Raw genomic sequence first — 24963 nt, forward strand, 5'->3', positions numbered from 1 at the left:
CACCTAATGCATACCGAATCTCCTATTAAACGTCGTCCGTCTACGCGTATTTATGTGGGCGATGTGCCAATTGGCGATGGCGCTCCGATCGCAGTTCAATCAATGACGAACACCCGCACAACCGACGTGGAAGCGACGGTTGCTCAGATCAAAGCACTGGAAAAAGTGGGTGCAGACATCGTGCGCGTTTCTGTGCCGACCATGGACGCCGCCGAAGCGTTCAAACTGATCAAACAGCAGTGCTCCATCCCATTGGTTGCTGATATTCACTTTGACTACCGTATTGCCCTCAAGGTGGCAGAATATGGCGTTGATTGTCTTCGTATTAACCCTGGCAATATTGGTAACGAACAACGTATCCGCTCTGTGGTTGACGCAGCGCGTGACAAGAACATTCCGATCCGTATTGGCGTGAACGGTGGTTCGCTGGAGCGTGATATTCAAGAAAAATATGGCGAGCCGACACCAGAAGCACTGGTGGAATCGGCGATGCGCCATGTTGATATTCTGGATCGCCTCAACTTTGACCAGTTTAAAGTGAGTGTGAAGGCGTCTGATGTATTCCTGGCCGTTGAATCTTACCGTCAACTGGCAAAACGCATTGATCAACCTCTGCACCTTGGTATTACCGAGGCAGGTGGTGCGCGTGCAGGTTCAGTGAAATCTGCAGTTGGCCTTGGCATGCTGCTAAGTGAAGGCATTGGTGATACCCTGCGTATCTCATTGGCGGCTGATCCAGTAGAAGAAATCAAAGTCGGTTTCGATATTTTAAAATCACTGCGTATCCGTTCACGCGGTGTGAATTTTATTGCCTGCCCAACATGCTCCCGTCAGGAGTTTGATGTGATTGGTACCGTAAACGCACTGGAACAGCGTCTGGAAGATGTTGTTGTGCCTATGGACGTTTCAGTGATTGGCTGTGTGGTTAACGGGCCGGGTGAAGCTGAAGTATCACACATCGGTGTGGCTGGTGGTAACAAACGCAGCGCGTATTACGATGATGGCAAACGCCAGAAAGAACGTTTTGAAAATGACAACCTGATCGATCAGCTGGAAGCGAAGATCCGGGCGAAAGCGTCAATGTTGGATGAAAACAACCGCATCGACGTGAACACACAAGAGTAAGCGCAGCGCGCTCACTTACAGCTAGAACAAACAGATCGGTTACGAGAGTTAACGTGGCAAAAACTATTCAAGCAATCCGAGGCATGAACGACTGCCTCCCAACACAGTCTCCACTTTGGCAAAAAGTCGAAGGCACTGTTAAAGACGTTATCAGCGCATACGGTTACAGCGAAGTGCGCATGCCGATCGTGGAAATGACTCATCTATTCAGCCGCGCCATTGGTGAAGTGACCGACGTGGTTGAGAAAGAAATGTACACCTTCGAGGACCGCAACGGCGACAGCCTGACTTTGCGTCCTGAAGGCACAGCGGGCTGTGTGCGCGCCGGTATCGAGAACGGTTTGCTTTACAACCAGGAGCAACGTCTGTGGTACGTTGGTCCAATGTTCCGTCATGAGCGTCCACAGAAAGGCCGTTACCGTCAGTTCCACCAGTTTGGCGTGGAAGTGTTTGGCCTGAACGGCCCTGATGTTGACGCTGAACTTATCATGATGACTGCACGCCTTTGGCGTAAGCTGGGCATCCATGAACATGTGCGTCTGGAACTGAACTCTATCGGTTCGTTGGAAGCACGTGCGAATTATCGTGAAGCGCTAGTGGAATTCTTGATGCAGCATGAAGCGATCTTGGATGAAGATTGCAAACGCCGCATGCATACCAATCCACTGCGAGTGCTGGATACCAAGAATGCGGATATCCAAGCGGTATTGACCGATGCACCGAAGCTTTCGGAGTATCTGGATGAAGAATCAAAACAACATTTTGCAGGTCTTTGTGAACTGTTGGACGCAGCAGGTATCCAATACACGGTAAACGAGAAACTGGTTCGCGGTCTGGACTATTACAACCGTACCGTTTTCGAGTGGATCACTGAAAGCCTGGGCTCTCAAGGTACAGTTTGTGGCGGTGGCCGCTACGACGGTCTGGTTGAGCAACTGGGCGGTAAAGCTACCCCGGCAGTCGGTTTTGCAATGGGCGTTGAGCGTCTGGTGCTTCTGATGGAAACGCTGGAACTTGATGATACCCGAGCTGCGGTTGACGTATACATGGTCACTGCAGGCGAAGGCACGCTGGTAGCGGGCATGCAACTGGCTGAGAAACTGCGTGAGCAGGTTCCTGGTCTGCGCGTGATGACCCACTTTGGCGGCGGTAACTTTAAGAAGCAATTCAAACGCGCTGACAAAGTTGGTGCGTCGGTGGCTCTGGTACTTGGCGAAGATGAAGTCGCTAACAACCAAGTAACCTTCAAAGATCTTAAAGGCGGCGAACAGCTGACCATTTCTCAGGATGAAGTAGCCGATAAACTGGCTCAACGAGTTTAAGAGAGGACAAAACGTGGACGTCTACACCACAGAAGAACAACAAGTTGAAGCGATTAAAAAGTGGTGGCGGGATAACGGCAAAGCCGTTGTCCTCGGCGCAGTAATCGGTTTGGGCGGCCTTTATGGATGGCGTTATTACCAATCGGAAATGGAAACCAGCCGTGAGCAGGCATCAGAAGCGTATACACAAGTAGTAAGCGCACTGGTTGCAGGCGATGCGCAGGCGGAAGAGAAAGCGACAGCTTTCATCGGTGATAATGAAGGCTCTTACGCGACCCTGCTTGAGCTGCAATTGGCGAAGTCGTTTGTTGATGCAGGCGATCTGACCAAAGCGGCCGAGCAACTGCGTAAAGTGCAGTCCTCAAAAGACGAAACACTGAAAACACTGGCGACAGTTCGTTTAGCACGTGTTGAAGCAGAGCAGGGTAACTACGACGCTGCACTGACACAACTGAACAGTGTAACGGCGGAAAGCTGGAAAGCACAGGTTGAAGAACTTCGCGGCGATATCGAGCTGCGTAAAGGCGATACAGCCGCAGCGCGTTCTGCTTATGCAGCTTCCATTGCAGCAGCGACCAACCCAGTTGTTCAGATGAAACTGGACAACCTGTCTCAATAAGGTCTGAGTATGATGCGTAAGGGATGGAAACGTGTTGGTGCAGTTGCCTTGCTGGGAACACTGCTGATTGGCTGTGCGGGTGAGGAAGATTCCATCCAGATGGCACCCGTGCCAGTGGTTGAGAGCGAATTCACCCCGAGTCAGGTTTGGAAGTCCAGTGTAGGTAACGGTGTTGGAAATTATTTCAGCAACCTGTCTCCTGTACAGGCTTATGGCAAAGTGTTTGCGGCTGATCGCCAAGGTGTGGTTAAAGCCATGGACACTGAAACCGGTTCGACCCTTTGGAGTGTCGATCTGGGTGAAGATTCTGCCGCACTGATCTCCGGAGGTCTGACGGCCTCTTACAGTAAGATCTACTTGGGGACCGAAACTGGTGCGTTGATTGCATTGGATGAAGAAACCGGAGAAACCGTTTGGCGTAGCAACGCAGGCGGCGAAATCCTTTCTAAGCCTTTGGCAGATGAAAGTCTGGTGATTGTTAACACCAGCCGTGGTGAACTGGCTGCATTTGATGCAGAATCCGGTGAAGAACGTTGGCGTATTTCCAGTGACGTGCCAAACCTGACATTGCGTGGAGACAGCTCTCCGGTATCAACGTCAGGTGGTGTGTTCTGGGGCATGGCAAACGGGCGTCTGGGTGCTGCATTCGTTGAGAATGGCAACATCATCTGGCAACAGCCGATTGCGAGCCCGAAAGGTGCCACTGAAATCGACCGCTTGGTTGATGTTGATGCGACACCTGTGATTGACGGCGCACTGCTTTACGCGGTGGGTTACAATGGCCAATTGGTTGCGATTGACCTGCGTTCAGGTCGCCCTGCGTGGAAACGCACTTACAGTTCATCGACTGACTTTTTGGTGGCGGGAAGCTATCTGTTTCTTATCACTGACAAAGATCATGTGGTGGCAGTAGATGCGCGCAGTGGCACTGAGCTTTGGCAGAACCGCGATTTGGAGTACCGTCAGTTGACGGCACCAGTGGCTATTTCCGGTTACGTTGTAGTGGGTGATGCAGAAGGCTATCTGCATTGGATGGACCCGAACTCTGGTGAGTTTGTGGCGCAGCAGCAACTGGATGACAGCGGTTTTGCGGTGAGCCCATTAAACGTAGATGGCGGTTATATCGTCACAACCCGTGATGGCACAATAAGTAAGAAGCAAGTACAGTAAATACAGTTGCTTATCAATTATTCGGCTCCTGATCCTGACCGGTCAGGAGCCGCTGTTATTAATGAATTTGAGATTTTAAGAGGTCAGTATGATTCCTGTAGTAGCCCTGGTAGGGCGTCCTAATGTGGGGAAGTCGACACTCTTTAACCGGCTAACAAGGACGCGCGATGCGCTCGTTGCCGATTTTCCGGGTTTGACCAGGGATCGTAAGTACGGAAAAGCTATGCTGGGTGAGCATGAGTTCATCGTGGTGGACACCGGTGGTATCGACGGTACCGAAGAGGGTGTAGAAACCAAGATGGCTGAGCAGTCACTGGCAGCGATTGAAGAAGCCGATGTTGTGCTGTTTATGGTTGATGGCCGTGCGGGTCTGACCGTTGCCGATGAAGCAATTGCGCACCACCTGCGTAGCCGTGAAAAGAAAACCTTCCTTGTCGTCAACAAAGTTGATGGCATTGATGCAGACGCAGCAAGTGCGGAGTTTTGGCAGTTGGGCATGCCAGACATGTACCAGATTGCAGCCGCACATGGTCGTGGTGTACTCGCTTTGATCGATCGCGCACTGAAGCCGTTCGCAGAAGAGCTCGCGAGCGAAGAAGGTGAAGAAGGTTTGGTCGACCTGACGGGCGAACAAGATGCCGAAGACGAAGATAAAGATCTGACCGAAGAAGATGCAGAATCTGCATTGGAGCGTCTGCGTAACCTGCCAATCAAATTCGGTATCATCGGTCGTCCAAACGTGGGTAAATCGACCCTGACTAACCGTATCCTTGGCGAAGACCGCGTCGTAGTTTACGACATGCCGGGCACAACGCGCGATTCCATCTACATTCCAATGGAGCGTGACGGCCGTGAGTACGTGATCATTGATACCGCAGGTGTTCGCCGACGTAAGCGTGTTAACGAGAAAGTTGAGAAGTTCTCTGTTATCCAGACACTGAAGGCGATCGAAGACTCGAACGTTGTGCTGCTGGTTATTGACGCGCGCGAGAACATTTCGGATCAGGATTTGAGCTTGTTGGGCTTTGCATTGAACGCAGGTCGTTCGATCGTCATCGCTGTAAACAAGTGGGATGGTCTGGACAGCGATGTGAAAGAGCGCGTGAAGTCAGAGCTTGACCGTCGTCTTGGCTTTGTTGATTTCGCCCGTATTCACTTTATCTCTGCATTGCATGGTACAGGTGTGGGTCACCTGTTTGAGTCGATTCAGGAAGCATATGAGTCTGCGACCAAGCGAATCAGCACCGCGATGCTGACCCGCATCATGAGCATGGCTCAGGATGATCACCAGCCACCTATGATCCGTGGCCGTCGCGTGAAGCTGAAGTATGCACATGCGGGTGGTTACAACCCACCGATTTTCGTTATTCACGGAAACCTGGTGAAAGAACTGCCTGATTCGTACAAGCGTTACCTGATGAACTACTACCGTAAGTCTCTGGAAATCATGGGTACACCTATCCGTATTCAGTTCCAGAACAGCGAGAACCCGTTTGAAGGTAAGAAAGAGAAGCTAACCATTTCTCAGGCGCGTCAACGTAAGCGTCTGATGGACATGGTGAAAACCCGCGGCAAAAAGTAACTCTCTGCCACTAAATACCAAGAGCCGACCTAAAGGTCGGCTTTTTTACGCCCGTAAAAAACGGATTGCATCTGGATAGATGAAGGTTGAATGACAGCCCATGTAATTTAGACAAAAGTGTCATCTTTCCGTGTTTCCCGCCCGTAATTTGAGCTGTTAGCCTCGATAAGGGCTATCAGATTGGGCTGATTGAACGCTAATTCAGTCTGATCTGACCGTCGAATGAGGAAATTTAGATGATCTTCGTCACAAAAAATAAGCAATTAGGCGTGAAATATCGTTCTAGGAAGGAAAGGCGAATTATTACACGGCTACTATGGCAGCTATAATTTATAAAATATCGAAACTGATGGTTTTTAATTTTCAGCTCGATATTTTATCCTTTTAAAAATCCATATACAGAACATGTAACTTATGCTTTCGGGGGTTGTATTGATAAATATTTTTTTAGGGGGTGATCGCTGATCGGATCCCATAATCGCTGCGATCTGACGATCTTTATAGGATCCAGCACTAGGCTGCTCGTTTTGCCAGCATCTAAGGGTTAGAATAACGGCAAAAGGATCTTTGTGCATCCTTTGACCAAAAAACTGCGAAGTGAAAAGCTAAGGAAACCTGAATGGGAAATCATTGTCCTGAATGCGAGAGTGACTTGGTGTGGGACAACGGCACTTACTGTTGTGAAACCTGCGAGAAAAGTTTTGTAAAACAGGCTTTTTGTGCCAGTTGCGATGCGCTATTGGAAAAGCTTCAGGCTTGTGGGACGACCAGCTATTTTTGCAATAGCTGCAACGAGCTGAAATCGAAGTCGAGCGCGAGAATCGTTTTTGAAGAACAAAAAACGGTGTCCTGAGACACCATTTCACCTTTCTGGTTAAAGATCCTTTCTAGTTCACTGTAGATTGGATCTCTCCATCTCCAAACGTTGACCTGATCTGATCGCCAGATTTAAGCGACGATGCTGAACGAATCACTTCGCCTTTATCGTTTCGGGTGATCGAATAACCGCGTGCGAGTGTTGCCAGTGGGCTCACCGCATCCAGTGTTTCCATCTGCAGTGCCAGTGCATGTTGTTGTTGTCGGAGTTGGCGGCGCATGGCCTCAATAAGACGCTGCTCCACATAGCCCAGTTGCGCTTTCTGGCCAGGAATCTGGTTCGCGGGTGAGTATCGCTCAAGCTTTTGCGCTGCTCTATCCAGGCGCTGTGCTTCCGTTTGAAGTGTATAGCGCATGGATTGGTGAAGACGCCTTTCAAGCTCATCAAACTGCTGAGACTGTTGTTGAAGCTGCGCTTTGGGGTGCTGCATCGCCAATCGGTGTTGCAAGCGTGTCAGCCATTCCTGAGAGCGGCTTAAATGACGGCTGAAAGCGTGTGCGAGGCGATCAGTACGCTGCAAGAGTTGCTGATCACGTACCGAGGTATCTCGGCTGACAAGCTCTGCTGCTGCTGACGGGGTAGGGGCACGGACATCGGCGACGAAATCCGCGATGGTAACATCAACTTCATGGCCAACTGCACTGACGATCGGGATGGAGCTGGCGGCAATGGTACGGGCAACAATTTCCTCGTTGAAACACCACAAGTCTTCCAGCGAACCACCACCACGGCCAACGATCAGCACATCACATTCATTGCGGCTGTTGGCACGTCCAATAGCCTGCGCTATTTGAATCGCAGCATCTTTGCCCTGCACTTGGGTGGGATAAATCACCACAGGCAAGCTAGGATCGCGGCGTTTCAATACATGCAAAATATCATGCAGCGCCGCGCCGGTGCTGGAAGTGATCACGCCAACCCGCTTGGGTTGTTCTGGGAGTGTTTTTTTCAGACTGGCAGCAAACAGACCTTCTGCGGAAAGCTGCATTTTCAGTTTTTCAAATTGTTGTTGAAGCAGGCCGTCACCTTCGGGCTGCATGCTTTCGACAATGATTTGGTAGTCACCGCGGGGCTCATACAAAGAAAGCCTTGCACGCACCAACACCTGATTTCCGTTGGCAGGTTTAAATGTCACCCGTCGGTTATTGCCTTTGAACATGGCGCATTTGACCTGAGCCTGACGGTCTTTCAGGGTGAAATACCAGTGACCAGATGTTGCCATGGTGAGGTTTGAAATCTCGCCAACCAGCCAAACAATGCCCATTTCGTTTTCGAGCAATAAACGTACTTCAGCGTTTAATCTGGAGACGGTATAGATATTGTTGTTGGTGAGATTCATAGCGGAATGCGTCTTTGTTTTCAGCAAGATGAAGCCATGTTAAAGAGGCGAAATCTGAAAGCCAAACGTTTTCGTAAAAATCTGTAGCCAAACGTTTGCGCCGTCAGTATAATGCGGCGGCAATATTTTGAACTCCCTCATATTATATTGGCGTGAGATATTGCAATGTTACGAATAGCTAAAGAAGCCCTTACTTTTGACGATGTACTGCTGGTTCCAGCACACTCCACAGTTCTTCCGAACACTGCCGACTTGCGCACTCAACTGACGAAAAAAATCTCTCTGAACATCCCACTGATCTCAGCGGCGATGGACACAGTGACCGAAGCGCGCCTCGCAATTGCGCTTGCTCAGGAAGGTGGCATCGGTTTTATCCATAAAAACATGTCTATTGAGCAACAAGCGGAACAAGTTCGCTTGGTGAAGATCTTCGAAGCCGGTGTGGTTTCAAATCCAGTCACAGTGACGCCTGATCAAACCATTGCTGATGTAAAATCATTGACTGAAACTCATGGCTTTGCCGGTTTCCCGGTAGTAACCGAAGCCAATGAGCTGGTGGGTATCATCACTGGCCGTGACGTTCGTTTCGTGACTGACCTGAGCCTGAAAGTGTCAGAAGCCATGACACCGAAAGAGCGTCTGGCGACAGTGAAAGAGGGTGCAAGCCCAGAAGAAGTTCAAAAGCTGATGCAAAAACACCGCGTAGAAAAAATCCTGGTGGTTAATGACGATCACCACATCGCGGGCATGATCACTGCAAAAGATTTCCAAAAAGCTGAGCGCAAACCAAACGCATGTAAAGACGAGCAAGGCCGTCTGCGTGTTGGTGCTGCGGTTGGCGCAGGTGCAGGTAACGAAGAACGTGTTGCTGCACTGGTTGAAGCAGGCGTTGACGTGCTGCTTATCGACTCTTCTCATGGTCACTCTGAAGGCGTGCTTCAACGCATTCGTGAAACCCGTGAAAAATTCCCTGAATTGCAAATCATTGGCGGTAACGTCGCAACTGGCGCAGGTGCAAAAGCCCTGATTGAAGCGGGTGTAGATGCAGTGAAAGTGGGTATCGGCCCAGGCTCAATCTGTACAACCCGTATTGTTACCGGTGTGGGTGTTCCGCAAATCACTGCGATTTCAGACGCAGTAGAAGTGGCAGAGCAATATGGCGTGCCATGTATCGCTGATGGCGGTATCCGCTTCTCTGGTGACCTGTGTAAAGCACTGGTTGCAGGCGCATCTTGTGTGATGGTTGGCTCCATGCTGGCAGGTACGGAAGAATCTCCAGGTGAAGTTGAACTATACCAAGGCCGTGCTTACAAATCTTACCGTGGTATGGGCTCGCTGGGTGCGATGTCTAAAGGTTCTTCTGACCGTTATTTCCAGAGCGATAACGCAGCGGACAAGCTGGTACCAGAAGGTATCGAAGGTCGCGTGGCATACAAAGGCCGTCTGAAAGAAATCATTCACCAGCAAATGGGTGGCCTGCGCTCGTGCATGGGTCTGACTGGCTCCGCGACGGTTGAAGACCTGCGCACTAAAGCAGAGTTCGTTCGCATCACTGGCGCTGGTATGACGGAATCGCACGCACACGATGTGACCATCACTAAAGAAGCACCAAACTACCGTACTGGCCAGTAATTCACGCCCGTAAGTTAAAGCCGAAATTTATAACATGGGGACGGAAGTCCCCTGTATCGATGACTTTTTGAGACAAGCTGAAATGACCCAAAATATTCATGACCAACGTATTCTGATCCTCGACTTTGGTTCTCAGTACACCCAGTTGATTGCGCGTCGCATCCGTGAAATCGGTGTTTACTGTGAGCTGTGGGGTTGGGATGTTGAAGAGCAGGATATCCGTGACTTCAACCCGAACGGCATCATTCTTTCCGGTGGCCCGGAGAGCGTGACCGAAGACGGTTCACCACGTGCGCCAGAATATGTGTTTAACGCGGGCGTTCCAGTACTGGGCGTGTGCTACGGCATGCAAACCATGTCTGAGCAACTTGGCGGTAAAGTTTCAGGCTCAAACGAGCGTGAGTTCGGTTACGCGAAAGTGACGCTGGACAACCCAGGTAGCCTGTTTGAAGGTATCGAAGATGCCATCAATGAAGCGGGCAAAGGCGTTCTGGATGTATGGATGAGCCACGGCGACAAAGTGGTAGAAATTCCATCTGACTTTGAGAAAGTTGCGTCGACTGATACTTGTCCGTTTGCAGCAATGGCAAACGAAGAGAAGCGTTTCTACGGCGTTCAGTTCCACCCTGAAGTGACGCACACCCGTCAGGGTCACCGCATGCTTGAGCGCTTCGTGATGGATATCTGTGGCTGTGAAAAGCTATGGACGCCAGCATCTATCATCGAAGATGCGATTGCGCGCATCAAAGAACAAGTGGGTGATGACGAAGTGATCCTTGGCCTGTCAGGCGGCGTGGACTCTTCTGTTGTTGCTATGCTTATCCACCGCGCGATCGGTGACAAGCTGACCTGTGTATTCGTAGACAACGGTCTGCTGCGCTTGAACGAAGCAGAGCAGGTTATGGAAATGTTCGGTGACCACTTCGGCCTGAACATTGTTCACGTTGATGCGGAAGACCGCTTCCTGTCAGCGCTGGAAGGTATTGCGGATCCAGAAGCAAAACGTAAGAAGATTGGTCACGTGTTCGTAGACGTATTCGATGAAGAATCGAAGAAGCTGAAGAACGCGAAATGGCTGGCGCAAGGCACTATCTACCCAGATGTGATCGAGTCTGCTGCTTCTAAGACCGGTAAAGCGCACGTTATCAAATCTCACCACAACGTAGGTGGTTTGCCGGATGACATGGAAATGGGTCTGGTTGAGCCGCTGAAAGAGCTGTTCAAAGACGAAGTGCGTAAGATTGGTCTGGAGCTGGGTCTGCCGTACAACATGCTTTACCGTCACCCGTTCCCAGGTCCAGGTCTGGGTGTACGCGTGCTGGGTGAAGTGAAGAAAGAGTACTGTGACCTGCTGCGCCGTGCGGATGCTATCTTCATCGAAGAACTGCACAAAGCCGATCTTTACAACAAGGTTTCTCAGGCATTTACCGTGTTCTTGCCAGTACGCTCAGTAGGCGTAATGGGTGACGGCCGTAAATACGATTGGGTTGTCTCACTGCGTGCAGTAGAAACCATCGACTTCATGACCGCACACTGGGCGCACCTGCCATACGACTTCCTGGGCCGCGTTTCAAACCGCATCATCAACGAAGTTGACGGTATCAGCCGCGTGGTTTACGACGTATCTGGTAAGCCACCTGCAACCATCGAGTGGGAATAATTCCCCTTCAAATCCAGTCATTCAAAAGGCACGCATAGCGTGCCTTTTTCTTTCTCTCTCACCTGCGATACGTCTTCCGCTCTCAGGGTGGCTGATACTCACCATTTCACGCCAAAAGTAGCCACTTTAGTGTGGTTGTTGTGAATTTGGATTGTCTTTGTTTGCTTTGTGTTTATTGCTTGTGTGGTAATTGAATTTATGTGCTAAAACCGTAATTTTAATTGAGATTAGTCACTATCAATTTGGTTGGTTACGTGTATTTTGTGCTGTTGAATAATTATGACGTCGTTGCGAATTCATCAAAGAATCCGCTCCTTACGATGCAAACACACACTGTAAAAACTCGGAGCTTTAAATGAGTAACCATGCCATGAGCAATACTCCAGACGCGCCAAGTGGCGGTATGGAAAAGTTCCTGAACTGGATTGAAAGGGCGGGTAACAAAATCCCTGATCCTGCACTTCTGTTCTTCTATGGACTTTTAATCGTATGGGGCCTGTCCGCCGTTCTTTCTCAGGTTGATTTCGGCCTGATCCACCCTGTTACCGGCCAGGCTGTAGAGATTAATAACCTTCTGACAGGCGAAGCGCTTGCAAGCTTCCTCGCGAACATGGTGACCACGTTCACCAGCTTTGCACCTATGGGTATTGTGCTTGTAGCCATGCTGGGTGTGGGCGTCGCGGATGCATCTGGCTTTATCACCACTGGCCTGAAAAAAATGCTGAACGTGACACCTAAGAAGCTGCTGACGCCAGCGCTGATTCTGGTGGCGATTGTGTCGCACACGGCAGCAGATGCGGGTTACGTTCTGGTTATTCCTTTGGGCGGCATCATCTTCCACGCCGCGGGTCGTCACCCGCTGGTGGGTATTGCTGCGGCGTTTGCCGGTGTGTCGGGCGGTTTCTCAGCCAACTTCATTCCAGCGGGTATTGACCCTCTGTTGGCGGGCTTTACCCAATCTGCAGCGCAGGTTCTGGATAAAGACTACGTGGTGAACCCACTGGCGAACCTGTATTTCACTGGCCTTTCTTCTTTCCTGATTGTGGCTATCGGCTGGTATGTTACTGAAAAAATCATCGAGCCACGCCTGAACAAATTGCCAATTGATGAAGATGCAGAAAAAGCACCGGATCTGGGCAGCTTCACCGCTATTGAAAGTAAAGCGTTCAACCGTGCAGGTTTTGCAATGCTGGCAGGTATCGTTCTGCTGGTGATTGCACTTATCCCTGAAACCTCAGCACTGCGTTCCCCTGAAGGCGAACTGACTGCGTTCTCTGCGCCGCTGATGAAATCTATCGTACCGCTGATCTTTATCCTGTTTGTGATTCCAGGTGTGGTTTATGGTCGCGTGGCAGGTACCTTCAAAACGCAAGGCGATATCATTAAAGCAATGAGCGATACCATGGCGACCATGGGCGCATATTTGGTGATGTCATTCTTCTGTGCGCAGTTCCTGGCAGCATTCAGCCAGTCGAACATCGGCACCTTACTGGCATTGGAAGGCGCGGCATTCCTGAAAGCGCTGAACATGCCGGGTCAGCTGACCATCATCGGTATGATTCTGTTGACCGCGTGTGTGAACCTGCTGATCGGTTCTGCTTCGGCAAAATGGGCGCTGATTGGTCCAATCCTTGTACCAATGCTGATGGCGCTGGGTATTTCTCCTGAGCTGTCTCAGGCGGCTTACCGCGTAGGTGACTCCGTATCTAACATCATTTCTCCACTGATGGTGTTCTTCCCACTGGTGGTGGTTTACTGCCAACGTTATGTGAAGAGCACAGGTATCGGCACATTGGCTTCAATGATGATGCCTTACTCCATTGCGATGCTGATCGGTTGGTCAATCTTCCTTCTGGCTTACTGGGCTCTGGGCATCCCTCTGGGCATCCAAGCGCCTTACACCTACCAGATGTAATAGCAAACTGTTGTTATCCAAGCCCTGCCACCGTGCAGGGCTTTTTCTTGCGTTTGAATTCTTCTCCAATAATACGTGCTACATTATCGCAACATTGTCAAAACATACATCTATACATTAATGTGTTTTTGAGATTTTGTATAAAAGATATATCTTCTGGGATGTTTGCGTTATCTCACACTATTATCTGCAGTGCTGTCTTCAATCTGTGATAAGCCCTGACTCTTAATGTTGATTTGGCATTATCCCCTTTTTAATCTCATTTATTGGAGTTTTACTCCAAAAGTGGCATCTGCTAAGTTCTTGCGGCAAAAGTAACGGATATACCTGATTTCATCGCATGCTCGTTTCGGCGAATGGTCAATCAAGGTTAGAACTCATCGAAAAGGTGGTATGGCATGAGTCAAGCTTCACAAGGAGCGCCGCAACAGAATGGCGCGATTGCGTTTATTGAACGCGTAGGTAAAAAAATCCCCGATCCGGTGATCATTTTTATGTTCCTTTTTGTGGCTGCATTGGCCATTACAGGTTTGATCGGCGGAATGGAATTCCAAACCACAGGGGCAGATGGTAACCCTGTCAGTCACACTGTGAAGAGCATGCTGGCAACAGAAAACGTTCGCTGGATGTTTGACAATGCAATCCTTGAAAACTGGCTTTCGTTCGGTCATGGCGTACTCGGTGTCATTCTTGTGGTGATGCTGGGTGTAGGTATTGCTGAGAATTCTGGCCTTCTGGGTGCAGTGATTAAGCGTGTTGGCCTTCGCCTGAATGAGAAGTGGCTGCCGATGCTGCTGGTATTCCTGGGTATCATGAGCTCCATCGCGACGGATGCGGGCTACCTGGTACTGATCCCTCTGGCGGGTATGTTGTATGCAGGTGTGGGTAAAAACCCACTGATCGGTATGGCAGCTGCGTTCGCAGGTGTTTCGGCGGGCTTTAGTGCAAACCTGATTCCTGCAACCCCGGTTGACGTCATTATTGGTCTGAATGCACGTGTGTTTGCAGAATCTCAAGGCGTGCCTTTTGAGACCGCAGCAGGTGAAGTGCTAAACCCTGCGACCATGCACTATTTCTTCATCTTTGTTTCCACCTTCATGCTGGCGATTCTGGGTGCTTGGGTCACCAAACGCTTTGTCGCACCTCGCTTGGAAAAGATGGAGTACACGCTACCTGAAGACTTGGATCAGAGCGATTTCTCTGTCAGCGAGAGCGAGCAAAAGGGTCTGCGCGCTGCAGGTCTCGGCCTGATTGCTTCTCTGGCTGCGATTGTCGCGCTGGCAATGGGTCCACTTGCGCCATACACCAATGAGGCAGGCCGCACAGTCACTCCTTACATGAACAACGTGATCCTGCTGATTGCGATGGTGTTTGCGGTAACGGGTATTTGCTTTGGTTACAGCACGGGCAAGTTCAAGTCTTTACAAGACGTAGTGAATGCCATGGTGAAGCAGATGAACACCTTTGGTTATGTTCTGGTTTTGACTTTCTTCAGCCATAACTTCCTGGCGGTACTGAGTTACTCAGGCTTGGGTGTTTACATCACTTACCTAGGTGCGACCACCTTGTCTTCACTGGGTCTGGAAAACTTCCCAATCCTGCTCATCATTGGCTTCATTCTTACCACTGCAATTATCAACCTGTTTGTTGGTGGCTTGACTTCGAAGTGGATGCTGCTGGGGCCAATTTTCGTTCCTATGCTGTATCAGGTTAACCCGAATATGACGCCTGATCTGGTGGCGGCCGCATACCGCGTAGCAGATTCGTCGACTAACATCATCACGCCAATGATGACCTATGCAGGTGTGATTCTGGCCTTCATGCGTAAGTACAAATCTGATCTGACGTTTGGTGATGTGATTGCGATGATGGTGCCATACTCAGCAGCATTCCTGACCGTATGGACAACCTTGCTGATTGTGTTCTTCAGCTTCAACATTCCTCTGGGCTTCTGATCAGGCGCAGCAAGAAAAGAAAAACCCGGCTTTGGCCGGGTTTTTTGTTGTTTGAAGCATTACTTCAAATGCTCTCCATGGAACCGGAGATGATCTTCGATAAAGCTCGAAATGAAGTAGTAGCTGTGGTCGTAGCCTTCCTGCATTCGAAGCTCCAGCGGATAACCAGCTTCTTCTGCAGCTTGCAGTAGGTTGCCTGGTTTCAGCTGTTCATGCAGGAACTGATCACCATCACCTTGATCAATCAGCATCGGTAAGTGTTTCTCGGCTTTTTTGATTAAGGCGCAACTGTCGTATTCCAGCCAAGTTTGGCGATCTTCACCTAAATAATTGGTAAAGGCTTTTTCTCCCCAAGGGACAGCAGCTGGATTCACAATTGGGCTGAAGGCAGAGACTGAACGGTAGTCATCACTGTTTTTCAACGCAATGGTCAGTGCACCGTGGCCACCCATGCTATGGCCGGAAATAGCCTTCACATCGCTGACTGGGAAGTGTGCTTCAATAATGGCTGGAAGTTCTTTCACCACGTAATCGTACATATGGTAGAAACGGTTCCATGGTGCTTCGGTAGCATTCAGGTAGAAGCCAGCACCGATACCAAAATCGTACGCGCCTTCAGGGTCATCAGGAATGTTGTCGCCACGTGGGCTGGTGTCAGGGGCAACGATAGCAATACCCAGCTCAGCAGCGACACGATGTGCGCCGGCTTTCTGCATAAAGTTTTCGTCACTGCAGGTCAGTCCTGACAACCAGTAGAGTACCGGCACACGATTTGATTCTGACGCTTGAGGTGGCAAGAAAATGGCGAAACGCATATTGCTATGAACAGTTCGCGAGGTGTGAGTGTACTGCTTATGCCAGCCGCCAAAACTGCGGTTGCTGCTGATATTTTCAAGACTCATTTAGGACTCCAAAGCAGGCGGTTAGCTGCCGCCTGCGTGGGGTTTTAACTTAACGGCGCTTACTTGTCGTAGTGAATAACAGTACGGATGCTTTTACCTTCGTGCATCAGATCAAATGCTTCGTTGATGCCTTCAAGACCCATGGTATGAGTGATGAAGTCATCCAAAGCGAATTCACCCGCCATGTAACGCTCTACGATCTCTGGTAGCTCTGAACGGCCTTTCACACCACCGAATGCAGAACCACGCCATACGCGACCGGTAACCAGTTGGAATGGACGGGTAGAGATTTCCTGACCAGCACCGGCAACACCGATGATGACAGACTCGCCCCAGCCTTTATGGCAGCACTCGAGTGCTGAACGCATGACATTAACGTTACCGATACATTCGAATGAATAATCCACACCGCCATCGGTCAGTTCAACAATGACGTCCTGAATGGGTTTGTCGTACTTGCTTGGGTTGATGCACTCAGTCGCTCCCAGCTTTTGAGCCAGCTCGAACTTGCTCTCATTGATGTCGACACCAATGATGCGGCTTGCACCTGCCATTGCTGCGCCAATGATGGCTGAAAGACCGATGCCACCCAGACCAAACACAGCCACAGTGTCGCCTTTTTGGACCTTAGCGGTGTTGAGCACTGCGCCCATACCGGTGGTCACACCACAGCCGAGAAGACATACTTCCTCTAGCGGCGCATCTTTGTTCACTTTGGCCAGAGAAATCTCAGGCAACACTGTGTACTCGGAGAAAGTTGAGCAGCCCATGTAGTGGTAGATTGGCTGACCATCTTTGTAAAAGCGGGTGGTGCCGTCTGGCATCAGGCCTTTGCCTTGAGTCTCACGGATTTTCTGACACAGGTTGGTTTTACCTGATTTACAGAACTTACATTCGCCACATTCTGGGGTGTAAAGGGGAATAACATGATCACCCACTTGAACGCTGGTGACACCTTCACCCACTTGTTCAACAATACCGCCACCTTCATGGCCCAGAATTGCAGGGAAAATACCTTCTGGGTCATCACCTGACAGGGTAAATGCATCGGTGTGGCAAACGCCAGTTGCGATAATACGCACCAGTACTTCGCCCGCTTTTGGCAGCATGACATCCACTTCTTCAATGCTAAGTGGTTTGCCGGCTTCCCAGGCAATTGCTGCGCGTGATTTGATAAATTGTTCTGCCATTGAAAGCATCCTCATTAGTAAAGGGCTAGTCCCTTAACGTCTAACCCTAGGCGATATATCTTGGTGGAGCGAGTTCACTTTTGTGACACGCTGAATTTGAGTGATAGTCTATTTATTTCTATTCGTGTGATAATCCACTTAAGTTGCAATTAACTTTTACTGGTGAGAAATAATGTCAGATTGGCAAGGGGTTTCAGAGTTTTTGGCCGTGGTCGAAACGGCAAGCTTTACCAAAGCGGCCAGCCGTCTCGGAGCTTCAACGGCACATGTGAGCAGGCAGGTGGCTTTGCTCGAGGAGCGCCTTAATACCCGGCTTTTGTTTCGTACAACGCGAAAGGTATCGACCACAGAAGAAGGCGATATCTATTATCAGCATTGTCGGTTGCTGGCTGACGGGTTAAAAGAAGCAGAGAGTGCAGTCACCCAGTTACACGAAACACCAAACGGCCATATCAAATTGACTGCTCCGGTAACTTATGGGGAAAAAGTAGTCATGCCATTGATACTGGATTTTATGGATGCCTATCCTGAAATTCAGATAGAGGTAGATTTGACCAATGCGACGCTAGACCTTGTCGATTCATCTTGTGATGTCGCATTGAGACTGGGGCGATTGGTCGATTCTTCCATGGTGTGCAAGCGTCTTGCCACTCGTCGTCTTATTGTCTGTGGTTCTCCGGATTACCTTTCCAAATTTGGTACCCCCCACACCCTTTCTGAACTGGCACAACACAATTGCCTGCGTGGGCAACACGACTATTGGCGTTTTAGAGAGGAAGGAAAAGAACGTACAGTAAGGGTGCGCGGAAACCTTCGTTGTAACAGTGGTATTGCGTTGCTCGATGCTGCAACTCGCGGTAATGGGCTAATCCAGCTTCCGGATTACTACTTGCAGGAGGCTTTGGGCTCCGGTGAGGTCGTCAAAATACTGAATGCCTATGAGGATTTGGAGGAGGGGATTTGGGCACTTTTCCCACACCGCCGTCTGCAGCCCCTTCGTGTCAAGCTATTGGTGGACTTTCTGGCGGCCAAACTGGCAAATCAGCCTAAGGAATAGCGCCTATAGGGTGATATACTCCGCCGCATAGCAAGAGTAAGGTTAAAGTACACAGTGACACAGAGCGAAATAGATCAGCAATTTATGCGCCGGGCGATGGAGCTGGCGGGCAAAGCAGAGTCCGAAGGTGAGGTTCCCGTCGGTGCAGTTGTCGTGCATGAAGGTGTGGTCATTGGAGAAGGCTGGAATCGCTTGATTGGCCAACATGATGCCACCGCTCATGCGGAGATGATGGCGCTACGTCAGGCAGGTAAAGTATTGCAAAACTACCGCCTGTTGGATGCGGTGCTTTATGTCACCTTGGAGCCTTGCCCAATGTGTGCGTCCGCCATGGTGCATAGCCGGATTGGCAAAGTGGTGTTTGGCGCGCCCGATTACAAGACTGGTGCGGCGGGAAGTGTCATGAACTTGCTGAGTTATGACGGCGTTAACCATCATGTTCAGTATCAGGGTGGGGTGTTGGAAGAGGAATGTCGCGAGCAACTGCAGGCATTTTTCCGCCGTCGTCGCTCAGAAAAGAAAGCGGAAAAAGAAGCGCGTAAAGCTGCGCAAAGCCCTTCTGACGAACATTAAAAACTCTCGTCCATCATGGCGAATTCGCGTATCGCGAACGTGCGTTGACGCCATAGCACCTTCTTCAGTGCTACATTGCGTTGGCGTTTACGACGGTTCGACGCCGCGCTGGAGTTACGGGAAAAGTTAGCTTGTGCCTTTCTTTTCTTGGCAAACATCGTACGTTCCTTTTGAAAAAATAAGCGCAGCCCCGCTGCGCTTATTGATATTTATAGTCGTCCTTTATTAAAGCACGATGACAGCATGATTCTCTGATAAACCTAGTTCTTCGTGTCGGCTTTTTCCTGAGTTTCTGGTGTTTTTCCCGCACTCTCTGCTTCATCTGCCACGGGTGTCGATTCAAGCGTATCAATCACTTCACTGACACCTTCGCCAGGTACGTCTTCCACTTTGATGGTTTGCAAGCCTTCCAGATCGTCGGCTGCATCACTAGTGATGGCTTCTGCTTTATCTTGCTCATAGCCAACCATACTCTGGTAGTAACGACGAATATTTTCCACATAGCTTAGCGCCTCATAACCACGCGCAAAGCCATAGCGGGTTTGTTTGTAATACTGGCGCTTCGCCAACAGAGGTAGACGTTGTTTAACATCGGCCCACGAATCTGGGTTCCCACCTTGCGCCTTGGTCAGGCGTCGCGCATCCATCATGTGGCCGAAACCAATGTTGTAGGAAGCGAGCGCAAACCAAATTTTTTCGTGCTCGTTAACGCTGTCAGGTACGCGATGTAGCATTTTACGCAGGTACTCGGCACCACCGCGAATGCTTTGCTCTGGGTCGAGTCGGTTCTTCACACCCACTGATTTTGCTGTCGGCAGTGTCAGCATCATCATGCCACGCACCCCTGTTGGTGATACAGCGCGGGGATTCCAGTGAGATTCCTGATAGGAAAGTGCAGCCAGCAGACGCCAGTCAAACTCATCAGCGTATTTCTTAAACAGCGGCTCCCATTCAGGCAGTTTGGAGTCAATGGCTCGCAAGAAGGCGCGGGTATCAACAAAGTCAAAGCTGTCGACGTGGCCGAAGTACTTTTCTTCGAGTGCCGCCAATTCACCGCTTTGGGTCTTCTTACCGAAAAACTCAATCATCAAAGCGTAAACACTGTCATCCTGAGACTTCTTCATAAACCAGGCGACAGGTTCATCTTCTGTCAGGCTCAAGGCGATAGTGATGGAAGGGTGGGTACGTTGCACGAGTGCAATGTCCACGGAATCGGCAATGGTAAAATCCAGCTTACCGTCAGCGACTTGTTTGAGCAGCTCATCGTCGTCAGTGTCTTTGACGCTTTCCCAAACAAGTTCTGGGTATTCACGCTGAATGGCTTGAAGAGTCAGAGCATGGCTTGAACCTTCCACCACAGCAACGCGCGCGCCGTCTTTATTGAGTTCGGTCAGATTACGCGGACGCCAGTGACCGTTTTTGTATACCAACTGCTGACTAACATAGTAATAAGCAGGCCCAGGGCGGAAATGTTCCAGACGGTCTTTGGTGATGGTTAAGCCAGCTGCGATGATATCAACATCACCACGCTCTACGGCAGGGAACAGACCTGACAGGGTATAGGCTGGTTGCATCTCAAGTTTGACGCCCAGGCTTTGTGCAAACTGTGAGGCCAGTTCATAGTCGAGGCCGGTTGGGCCATCGGGACCAATGTAGTAAGAAAGCTGGTTATTTAGCGTGCCCACGCGCAATACGCCGCGGTCGCGGATTTTTTCCAGCGCGGTTCTGTCATCATACTTCCACTCGCAGCCTGCGAGGAAAAGCATCAGGAAAAAACCGGTAAGTAGTTGATAGGTTCGTTTTACAGCGTTCGAGTTCAAAAAGTTATGCCTACCTCTAAAGTTTGAAGACTGTTATATCAAAGCTCGCCGTATGCGGAAAGTTAAGCTGCAACCGTTACTTGGGGAATCCTCAGAATAGTGACAATAAACGCCAGTCAAAAAAAGTTACGCAAACGGTTGCGTCAAGTGTTACGTCGCTCACTTTTTTCCCCTATAATACCGCCCCGAAGCCTTTAGAAGTGGTATCGACATGGCTTTCCCATCTCATTTGCGCAATGTAAATCATGGGGTTAGGTCAATATTACTTTAATTCACCGCTAACCGAGAGACGTACGCACATGGAAATTTTGCGTGGTTCCCCCGCTCTGTCCGAATTTCGAGTCCAAAAACTGCTGGAAAGCTGCAAAGCCAATGATTTGCCTGTGACCAGCCTCTATGCTGAGTATACCCACTTTGCTGATCTCAGCGCGCCTTTGAGTGAGGACGAGAAGCAAAAACTGGATCGCTTGCTTACTTATGGTCCAACGATCGCAGAGCATGCGCCTACAGGAACCCTCTTCCTTGTTACACCGCGCCCCGGCACCATTTCCCCATGGTCTTCTAAAGCTACCGACATTGCCCGCAACTGTGGCTTAGCCCAAATCAAACGTCTTGAGCGTGGCACAGCTTACTATGTTGAGTTGTCTGGTGAACTGTCAGAAGCTCAGCAAAAAACGCTGGTTGGCCTGCTTCACGATCGTATGATGGAAGTGGTATTTGGTCAGTTCGACGAAGCTTCTGCATTGTTCCAAGCGGCAACGCCTGCACCAATGACGGCAATAGATGTCTTGGGTGGCGGACGCGAAGCACTGGAAAAAGCCAACGTTGAGTTGGGTCTGGCGTTGGCGGAAGACGAAATTGATTACTTGGTGGCAAGCTTCACCAAGCTGGGTCGTAACCCGAACGACATCGAACTCATGATGTTTGCACAGGCAAACTCTGAGCATTGTCGTCACAAGATTTTCAATGCGGACTGGACCATCGATGGTGTTGAACAGCCAAAGAGCCTGTTCAAGATGATCAAGAATACGTTTGAACATAACAGTGAATACGTGTTGTCAGCTTACAAAGACAACGCAGCTGTGATGACAGGTTCTAATGTGGGTCGATTCTTCCCGAATCCAGAGTCACGCCAATATGATTACCATCAGGAAGACGCACATATCCTGATGAAAGTGGAAACCCACAACCACCCAACGGCGATTTCTCCATGGCCTGGCGCTTCAACCGGCTCTGGCGGTGAAATCCGTGATGAAGGCGCAACCGGTATCGGTGGTAAGCCAAAAGCGGGTCTGGTGGGCTTCACGGTATCAAACCTGCGTATCCCTGGCTTTGAGCAGCCTTGGGAAACTGATTTCGGCAAGCCAAACCGCATCGTTAATGCGCTGGATATTATGTTGGAAGGCCCTCTGGGTGGCGCCGCATTTAACAACGAATTTGGTCGTCCGAACCTGCTGGGTTACTTCCGTACTTACGAGGAAAAGGTGACCTCGCACAACGGTGAAGAAGTACGTGGTTACCACAAGCCAATCATGATTGCGGGCGGCATGGGTAACATCCGTGACCAGCACGTACAGAAAAAAGAAATCCCAGTTGGCGCGAAGCTTATTGTTCTTGGCGGCCCTGCGATGAATATCGGTTTGGGCGGTGGTGCCGCGTCTTCAATGGCGTCTGGTCAGTCGACCGAAGATCTGGATTTTGCTTCTGTTCAGCGTGAAAACCCTGAGATGGAACGCCGCTGTCAGGAAGTGATTGACCGCTGTTGGCAGCTTGGCGAGCAAAACCCAATTGCCTTTATCCACGATGTGGGCGCGGGTGGTATTTCGAATGCCTTGCCTGAGCTGGTGGATGACGGCGAGCGCGGCGGTAAATTCCAACTGCGTGACGTACCGAATGACGAGCCGGGTATGAGCCCACTGGCAATCTGGTGTAACGAATCTCAAGAACGTTATGTGATGGCGGTTGCGCCAGAAAACATGGATGTGTTCGATGCCATCTGTAAGCGCGAACGCGCGCCATATGCAGTGGTAGGTGAAGCGACAGAAGAGCGTCATCTGACGCTGGAAGACAGCCACTTCGACAACACACCAATCGACATGCCAATGGACATTCTGCTTGGCAAGCCACCGAAAATGCATCGTGATGTGGCCTCTCTGAAAGTGGAAGGTCAGACAATTGCCCGTGACGGCATCAATATTGAAGAAGCTACTCAGCGTGTGTTGCGTTTGCCTTCGGTTGCAGAGAAAACCTTCCTTATCACCATCGGTGACCGCACCGTAACCGGTTTGGTTGCGCGTGACCAAATGGTCGGTCCTTGGCAGGTGCCTGTGGCGAACTGTGCGGTAACGGCAGCAAGCTACGACACTTACCACGGTGAAGCCATGTCGATGGGTGAGCGCACGCCGGTTGCACTGCTGGACTTTGCTGCGTCTGCGCGTCTGGCAGTCGCTGAGTCCCTGACTAACATTGCCTGTTCTGACATCGGCGATCTGAAGCGCATCAAGCTGTCTGCAAACTGGATGGCAGCAGCGGGCCACCCGGGAGAAGATGCTGGTCTGTATGAAGCAGTGAAAGCGGTGGGTGAAGAGCTGTGTCCAGCTCTGGATCTGACTATTCCTGTGGGTAAAGACTCGATGTCGATGAAGACCCGCTGGGACGAAAACGGTGAGCAGAAAGAAAACACTTCGCCACTGTCTCTTATCATTACCGCGTTCGGTCGTGTCGAAGATGTACGCAAGACAGTCACGCCTCAGCTTCGCACTGACAAAGGCGACAGCGCACTGGTTCTTGTCGACCTTGGCCAAGGCCAGAACCGCATGGGTGCCACCGCGCTTGCGCAGGTTTACAAACAGTTGGGTGATAAGCCTGCTGATGTTGACAGCCCAGAGCTGCTGAAAGGCTTCTTCAATGCAATGCAAACGCTGGTTCGCGACGAAAAATTGCTGGCTTACCATGACCGTGGTGACGGTGGCCTTTATGTGACGCTGGCGGAAATGGCGTTTGCTGGTCACGTTGGCGTGGAAGTGGATATCAACACCCTGTCTGCTGAAGGCGAGTGCAGCGATGAGCTGGCAGCGCTGTTCAACGAAGAACTGGGCGCTGTGGTTCAGGTTCGCACCGAAGATCTGGATTCTGTGCTGTCGACGCTTTCTGCATACGGTCTGGAAACCTGTAGCCATGTGATTGGTACCCTGACAGAAGACGATGCTGTTCGTATCTGGAATAGTGATGCATTGGTGCTGGATCAGAACCGCACTGAGCTTCGTACCATTTGGGCGGAAACCACTTACCAAATGCAGGCAATGCGTGATAACCCACGCGGTGCTCAGCAAGAATTTGATGCGAAGAAAGACGTTACTGACCCAGGCTTGTCAGCTAACCTGACCTTCGATGTTCAGGAAGATGTCGCGGCACCATTTATCGCAACGGGTGCACGTCCTCAAATGGCAATTTTGCGTGAGCAGGGCGTGAACTCCCATGTTGAAATGGCAGCGGCGTTTGACCGTGCTGGCTTTGATGCTAAAGACGTTCACATGAGTGACGTGTTGGCAGGCAATATCTCGCTGGACGAGTTCAACGGTCTGGTGGCATGTGGTGGCTTCTCTTACGGTGACGTACTGGGTGCAGGTGAAGGCTGGGCGAAATCTATCCTGTTCAACGACCAGGCACGCGACCAATTCGAACGTTTCTTCCACCGTGGCGACTCGTTCGCTCTGGGCGTGTGTAACGGCTGTCAGATGCTGTCTAACCTGCACGATTTGATCCCAGGTGCTGATTTGTGGCCGCGTTTCGTCCGCAACGAATCTGAGCGTTTTGAAGCACGTTTCAGCTTGGTTCAGGTTCAGGAAAACCCATCGCTGTTCCTGAGCGGTATGGCGGGCTCTCACATGCCTATCGCGGTTTCTCATGGCGAAGGCCGTGTGGAAGTGCGTGATGCAGAGCATCTGGCTGCGATTGAGCAATCAGGCACGGTCGCACTGCGTTATCTGGATAACTTCGGCAAGGTCACGCAGGATTACCCTGCCAACCCGAACGGTTCTCCAAACGGTATCACTGGCCTCACCACCCGTGACGGTCGTGTGACTATCATGATGCCGCACCCTGAGCGTGTATTCCGGACTGTGGCGAACTCATGGCACCCAGATAACTGGGGGGAAGATAGCCCTTGGATGCGTATGTTCCGCAACGCGCGCGTCAAGCTGGGTTAACTCAGGACGTTTTAAAC

At 50.5% G+C, this 24963-nt stretch carries 18 protein-coding genes; 13 read left to right on the forward strand and 5 right to left on the reverse strand.

What is annotated here, in order from left to right; all coding sequences use genetic code 11:
* The first annotated feature begins 6 nt into the window (after nt 1-6).
* The 6 genes from ispG to QL223_RS13140 all read left to right on the forward strand — a co-directional run bounded on the left by ispG (nt 7) and on the right by QL223_RS13140 (nt 6671).
* On the forward strand, nt 7-1125 hold the full coding sequence (gene ispG / locus QL223_RS13115) for a flavodoxin-dependent (E)-4-hydroxy-3-methylbut-2-enyl-diphosphate synthase (protein WP_002536953.1): 1119 nt from the start codon (nt 7-9) through the stop codon (nt 1123-1125).
* A 53-nt stretch (nt 1126-1178) separates the two neighbouring features.
* Complete coding sequence (hisS, locus tag QL223_RS13120) at nt 1179-2447, forward strand: histidine--tRNA ligase (RefSeq protein ID WP_039849686.1); 1269 nt, start codon at nt 1179-1181, stop codon at nt 2445-2447.
* 13 nt (nt 2448-2460) lie between these two features.
* Nucleotides 2461-3066, forward strand: a complete 606-nt coding sequence (locus QL223_RS13125; RefSeq protein ID WP_002536956.1) for a tetratricopeptide repeat protein — start codon at nt 2461-2463, stop codon at nt 3064-3066.
* A gap of 12 nt (nt 3067-3078) precedes the next feature.
* Entirely contained in the window at nt 3079-4236 is a 1158-nt protein-coding gene (bamB, locus tag QL223_RS13130) for an outer membrane protein assembly factor BamB (RefSeq protein WP_281545044.1), read from the forward strand.
* Between the two features lie 88 nt (nt 4237-4324).
* Complete coding sequence (gene der / locus QL223_RS13135) at nt 4325-5818, forward strand: ribosome biogenesis GTPase Der (protein ID WP_039849687.1); 1494 nt, start codon at nt 4325-4327, stop codon at nt 5816-5818.
* A 619-nt stretch (nt 5819-6437) separates the two neighbouring features.
* Entirely contained in the window at nt 6438-6671 is a 234-nt protein-coding gene (locus QL223_RS13140; protein WP_281545013.1) for a zinc ribbon domain-containing protein, read from the forward strand.
* 34 nt (nt 6672-6705) lie between these two features.
* On the opposite strand, the gene xseA is transcribed toward QL223_RS13140, so the two are convergent.
* Nucleotides 6706-8034: an exodeoxyribonuclease VII large subunit gene (gene xseA / locus QL223_RS13145; RefSeq protein WP_281545014.1), complete on the reverse strand. Its 1329-nt coding sequence runs from the start codon at nt 8032-8034 to the stop codon at nt 6706-6708.
* A 165-nt stretch (nt 8035-8199) separates the two neighbouring features.
* Between xseA and guaB the strand changes: the two genes are divergently transcribed.
* From guaB to QL223_RS13165, 4 genes are all read left to right on the forward strand, one after another.
* Nucleotides 8200-9666 (forward strand): IMP dehydrogenase, encoded by a 1467-nt coding sequence (guaB, locus tag QL223_RS13150; protein ID WP_281545015.1) that lies wholly within the window; start codon nt 8200-8202, stop codon nt 9664-9666.
* An 82-nt stretch (nt 9667-9748) separates the two neighbouring features.
* The gene (guaA, locus tag QL223_RS13155) at nt 9749-11326 is read left to right on the forward strand and encodes a glutamine-hydrolyzing GMP synthase (RefSeq protein ID WP_039849689.1); all 1578 of its coding nucleotides are present in this window, start codon (nt 9749-9751) and stop codon (nt 11324-11326) included.
* Nucleotides 11327-11681: 355 nt separating this feature from the next.
* On the forward strand, nt 11682-13241 hold the full coding sequence (locus QL223_RS13160) for an AbgT family transporter (RefSeq protein WP_046302734.1): 1560 nt from the start codon (nt 11682-11684) through the stop codon (nt 13239-13241).
* A 398-nt stretch (nt 13242-13639) separates the two neighbouring features.
* Complete coding sequence (locus tag QL223_RS13165) at nt 13640-15196, forward strand: AbgT family transporter (protein WP_046302733.1); 1557 nt, start codon at nt 13640-13642, stop codon at nt 15194-15196.
* Between the two features lie 59 nt (nt 15197-15255).
* Here QL223_RS13165 and fghA read toward each other — a convergent pair whose 3' ends face one another.
* Together fghA and QL223_RS13175 are read right to left on the reverse strand one after the other, a co-directional pair.
* A complete protein-coding gene (fghA, locus tag QL223_RS13170; RefSeq protein ID WP_281545016.1) occupies nt 15256-16098 on the reverse strand; it encodes an S-formylglutathione hydrolase in 843 nt (280 codons plus the stop codon).
* A gap of 59 nt (nt 16099-16157) precedes the next feature.
* Nucleotides 16158-17288: an S-(hydroxymethyl)glutathione dehydrogenase/class III alcohol dehydrogenase gene (locus tag QL223_RS13175; RefSeq protein WP_002536976.1), complete on the reverse strand. Its 1131-nt coding sequence runs from the start codon at nt 17286-17288 to the stop codon at nt 16158-16160.
* A gap of 172 nt (nt 17289-17460) precedes the next feature.
* Between QL223_RS13175 and QL223_RS13180 the strand changes: the two genes are divergently transcribed.
* Both QL223_RS13180 and tadA read left to right on the forward strand, forming a co-directional pair.
* On the forward strand, nt 17461-18345 hold the full coding sequence (locus QL223_RS13180; RefSeq protein ID WP_002536977.1) for a LysR family transcriptional regulator: 885 nt from the start codon (nt 17461-17463) through the stop codon (nt 18343-18345).
* Nucleotides 18346-18399: 54 nt separating this feature from the next.
* Complete coding sequence (tadA, locus tag QL223_RS13185) at nt 18400-18918, forward strand: tRNA adenosine(34) deaminase TadA (RefSeq protein ID WP_281545017.1); 519 nt, start codon at nt 18400-18402, stop codon at nt 18916-18918.
* On the opposite strand, the gene QL223_RS13190 is transcribed toward tadA, so the two are convergent.
* The gene (locus tag QL223_RS13190) at nt 18915-19076 is read right to left on the reverse strand and encodes a hypothetical protein (protein WP_002536980.1); all 162 of its coding nucleotides are present in this window, start codon (nt 19074-19076) and stop codon (nt 18915-18917) included. The genes tadA and QL223_RS13190 overlap by 4 nt on opposite strands.
* Nucleotides 19077-19178: 102 nt before the next feature.
* Nucleotides 19179-20738 carry a membrane-bound lytic murein transglycosylase MltF gene (mltF, locus tag QL223_RS13195; RefSeq protein ID WP_281545018.1) on the reverse strand — a complete coding sequence of 520 codons (1560 nt, stop codon included), beginning with the start codon at nt 20736-20738 and terminating at the stop codon, nt 19179-19181.
* Between the two features lie 299 nt (nt 20739-21037).
* Here mltF and purL point away from each other — a divergent pair, with 299 nt between their 5' ends.
* Nucleotides 21038-24946 carry a phosphoribosylformylglycinamidine synthase gene (gene purL, locus QL223_RS13200; RefSeq protein ID WP_281545019.1) on the forward strand — a complete coding sequence of 1303 codons (3909 nt, stop codon included), beginning with the start codon at nt 21038-21040 and terminating at the stop codon, nt 24944-24946.
* Nucleotides 24947-24963: the final 17 nt, after the last annotated feature.

The sequence above is a fragment of the Grimontia sp. SpTr1 genome, from assembly GCF_947387585.1.
Taxonomy (GTDB): Bacteria; Pseudomonadota; Gammaproteobacteria; order Enterobacterales; family Vibrionaceae; genus Enterovibrio; species Enterovibrio indicus.

Coding starts and splice junctions, on each gene's coding strand:
- ispG (WP_002536953.1), top strand. CDS start 7: ATGCATACCGAATCTCCTATTAAACGTCGTCCGTCTACGCGTATTTAT.
- bamB (WP_281545044.1), top strand. CDS start 3,079: ATGCGTAAGGGATGGAAACGTGTTGGTGCAGTTGCCTTGCTGGGAACA.
- der (WP_039849687.1), top strand. CDS start 4,325: ATGATTCCTGTAGTAGCCCTGGTAGGGCGTCCTAATGTGGGGAAGTCG.
- QL223_RS13140 (WP_281545013.1), top strand. CDS start 6,438: ATGGGAAATCATTGTCCTGAATGCGAGAGTGACTTGGTGTGGGACAAC.
- xseA (WP_281545014.1), bottom strand. CDS start 8,034: ATGAATCTCACCAACAACAATATCTATACCGTCTCCAGATTAAACGCT.
- guaB (WP_281545015.1), top strand. CDS start 8,200: ATGTTACGAATAGCTAAAGAAGCCCTTACTTTTGACGATGTACTGCTG.
- guaA (WP_039849689.1), top strand. CDS start 9,749: ATGACCCAAAATATTCATGACCAACGTATTCTGATCCTCGACTTTGGT.
- QL223_RS13160 (WP_046302734.1), top strand. CDS start 11,682: ATGAGTAACCATGCCATGAGCAATACTCCAGACGCGCCAAGTGGCGGT.
- QL223_RS13165 (WP_046302733.1), top strand. CDS start 13,640: ATGAGTCAAGCTTCACAAGGAGCGCCGCAACAGAATGGCGCGATTGCG.
- fghA (WP_281545016.1), bottom strand. CDS start 16,098: ATGAGTCTTGAAAATATCAGCAGCAACCGCAGTTTTGGCGGCTGGCAT.
- QL223_RS13175 (WP_002536976.1), bottom strand. CDS start 17,288: ATGGCAGAACAATTTATCAAATCACGCGCAGCAATTGCCTGGGAAGCC.
- QL223_RS13180 (WP_002536977.1), top strand. CDS start 17,461: ATGTCAGATTGGCAAGGGGTTTCAGAGTTTTTGGCCGTGGTCGAAACG.
- QL223_RS13190 (WP_002536980.1), bottom strand. CDS start 19,076: ATGTTTGCCAAGAAAAGAAAGGCACAAGCTAACTTTTCCCGTAACTCC.
- purL (WP_281545019.1), top strand. CDS start 21,038: ATGGAAATTTTGCGTGGTTCCCCCGCTCTGTCCGAATTTCGAGTCCAA.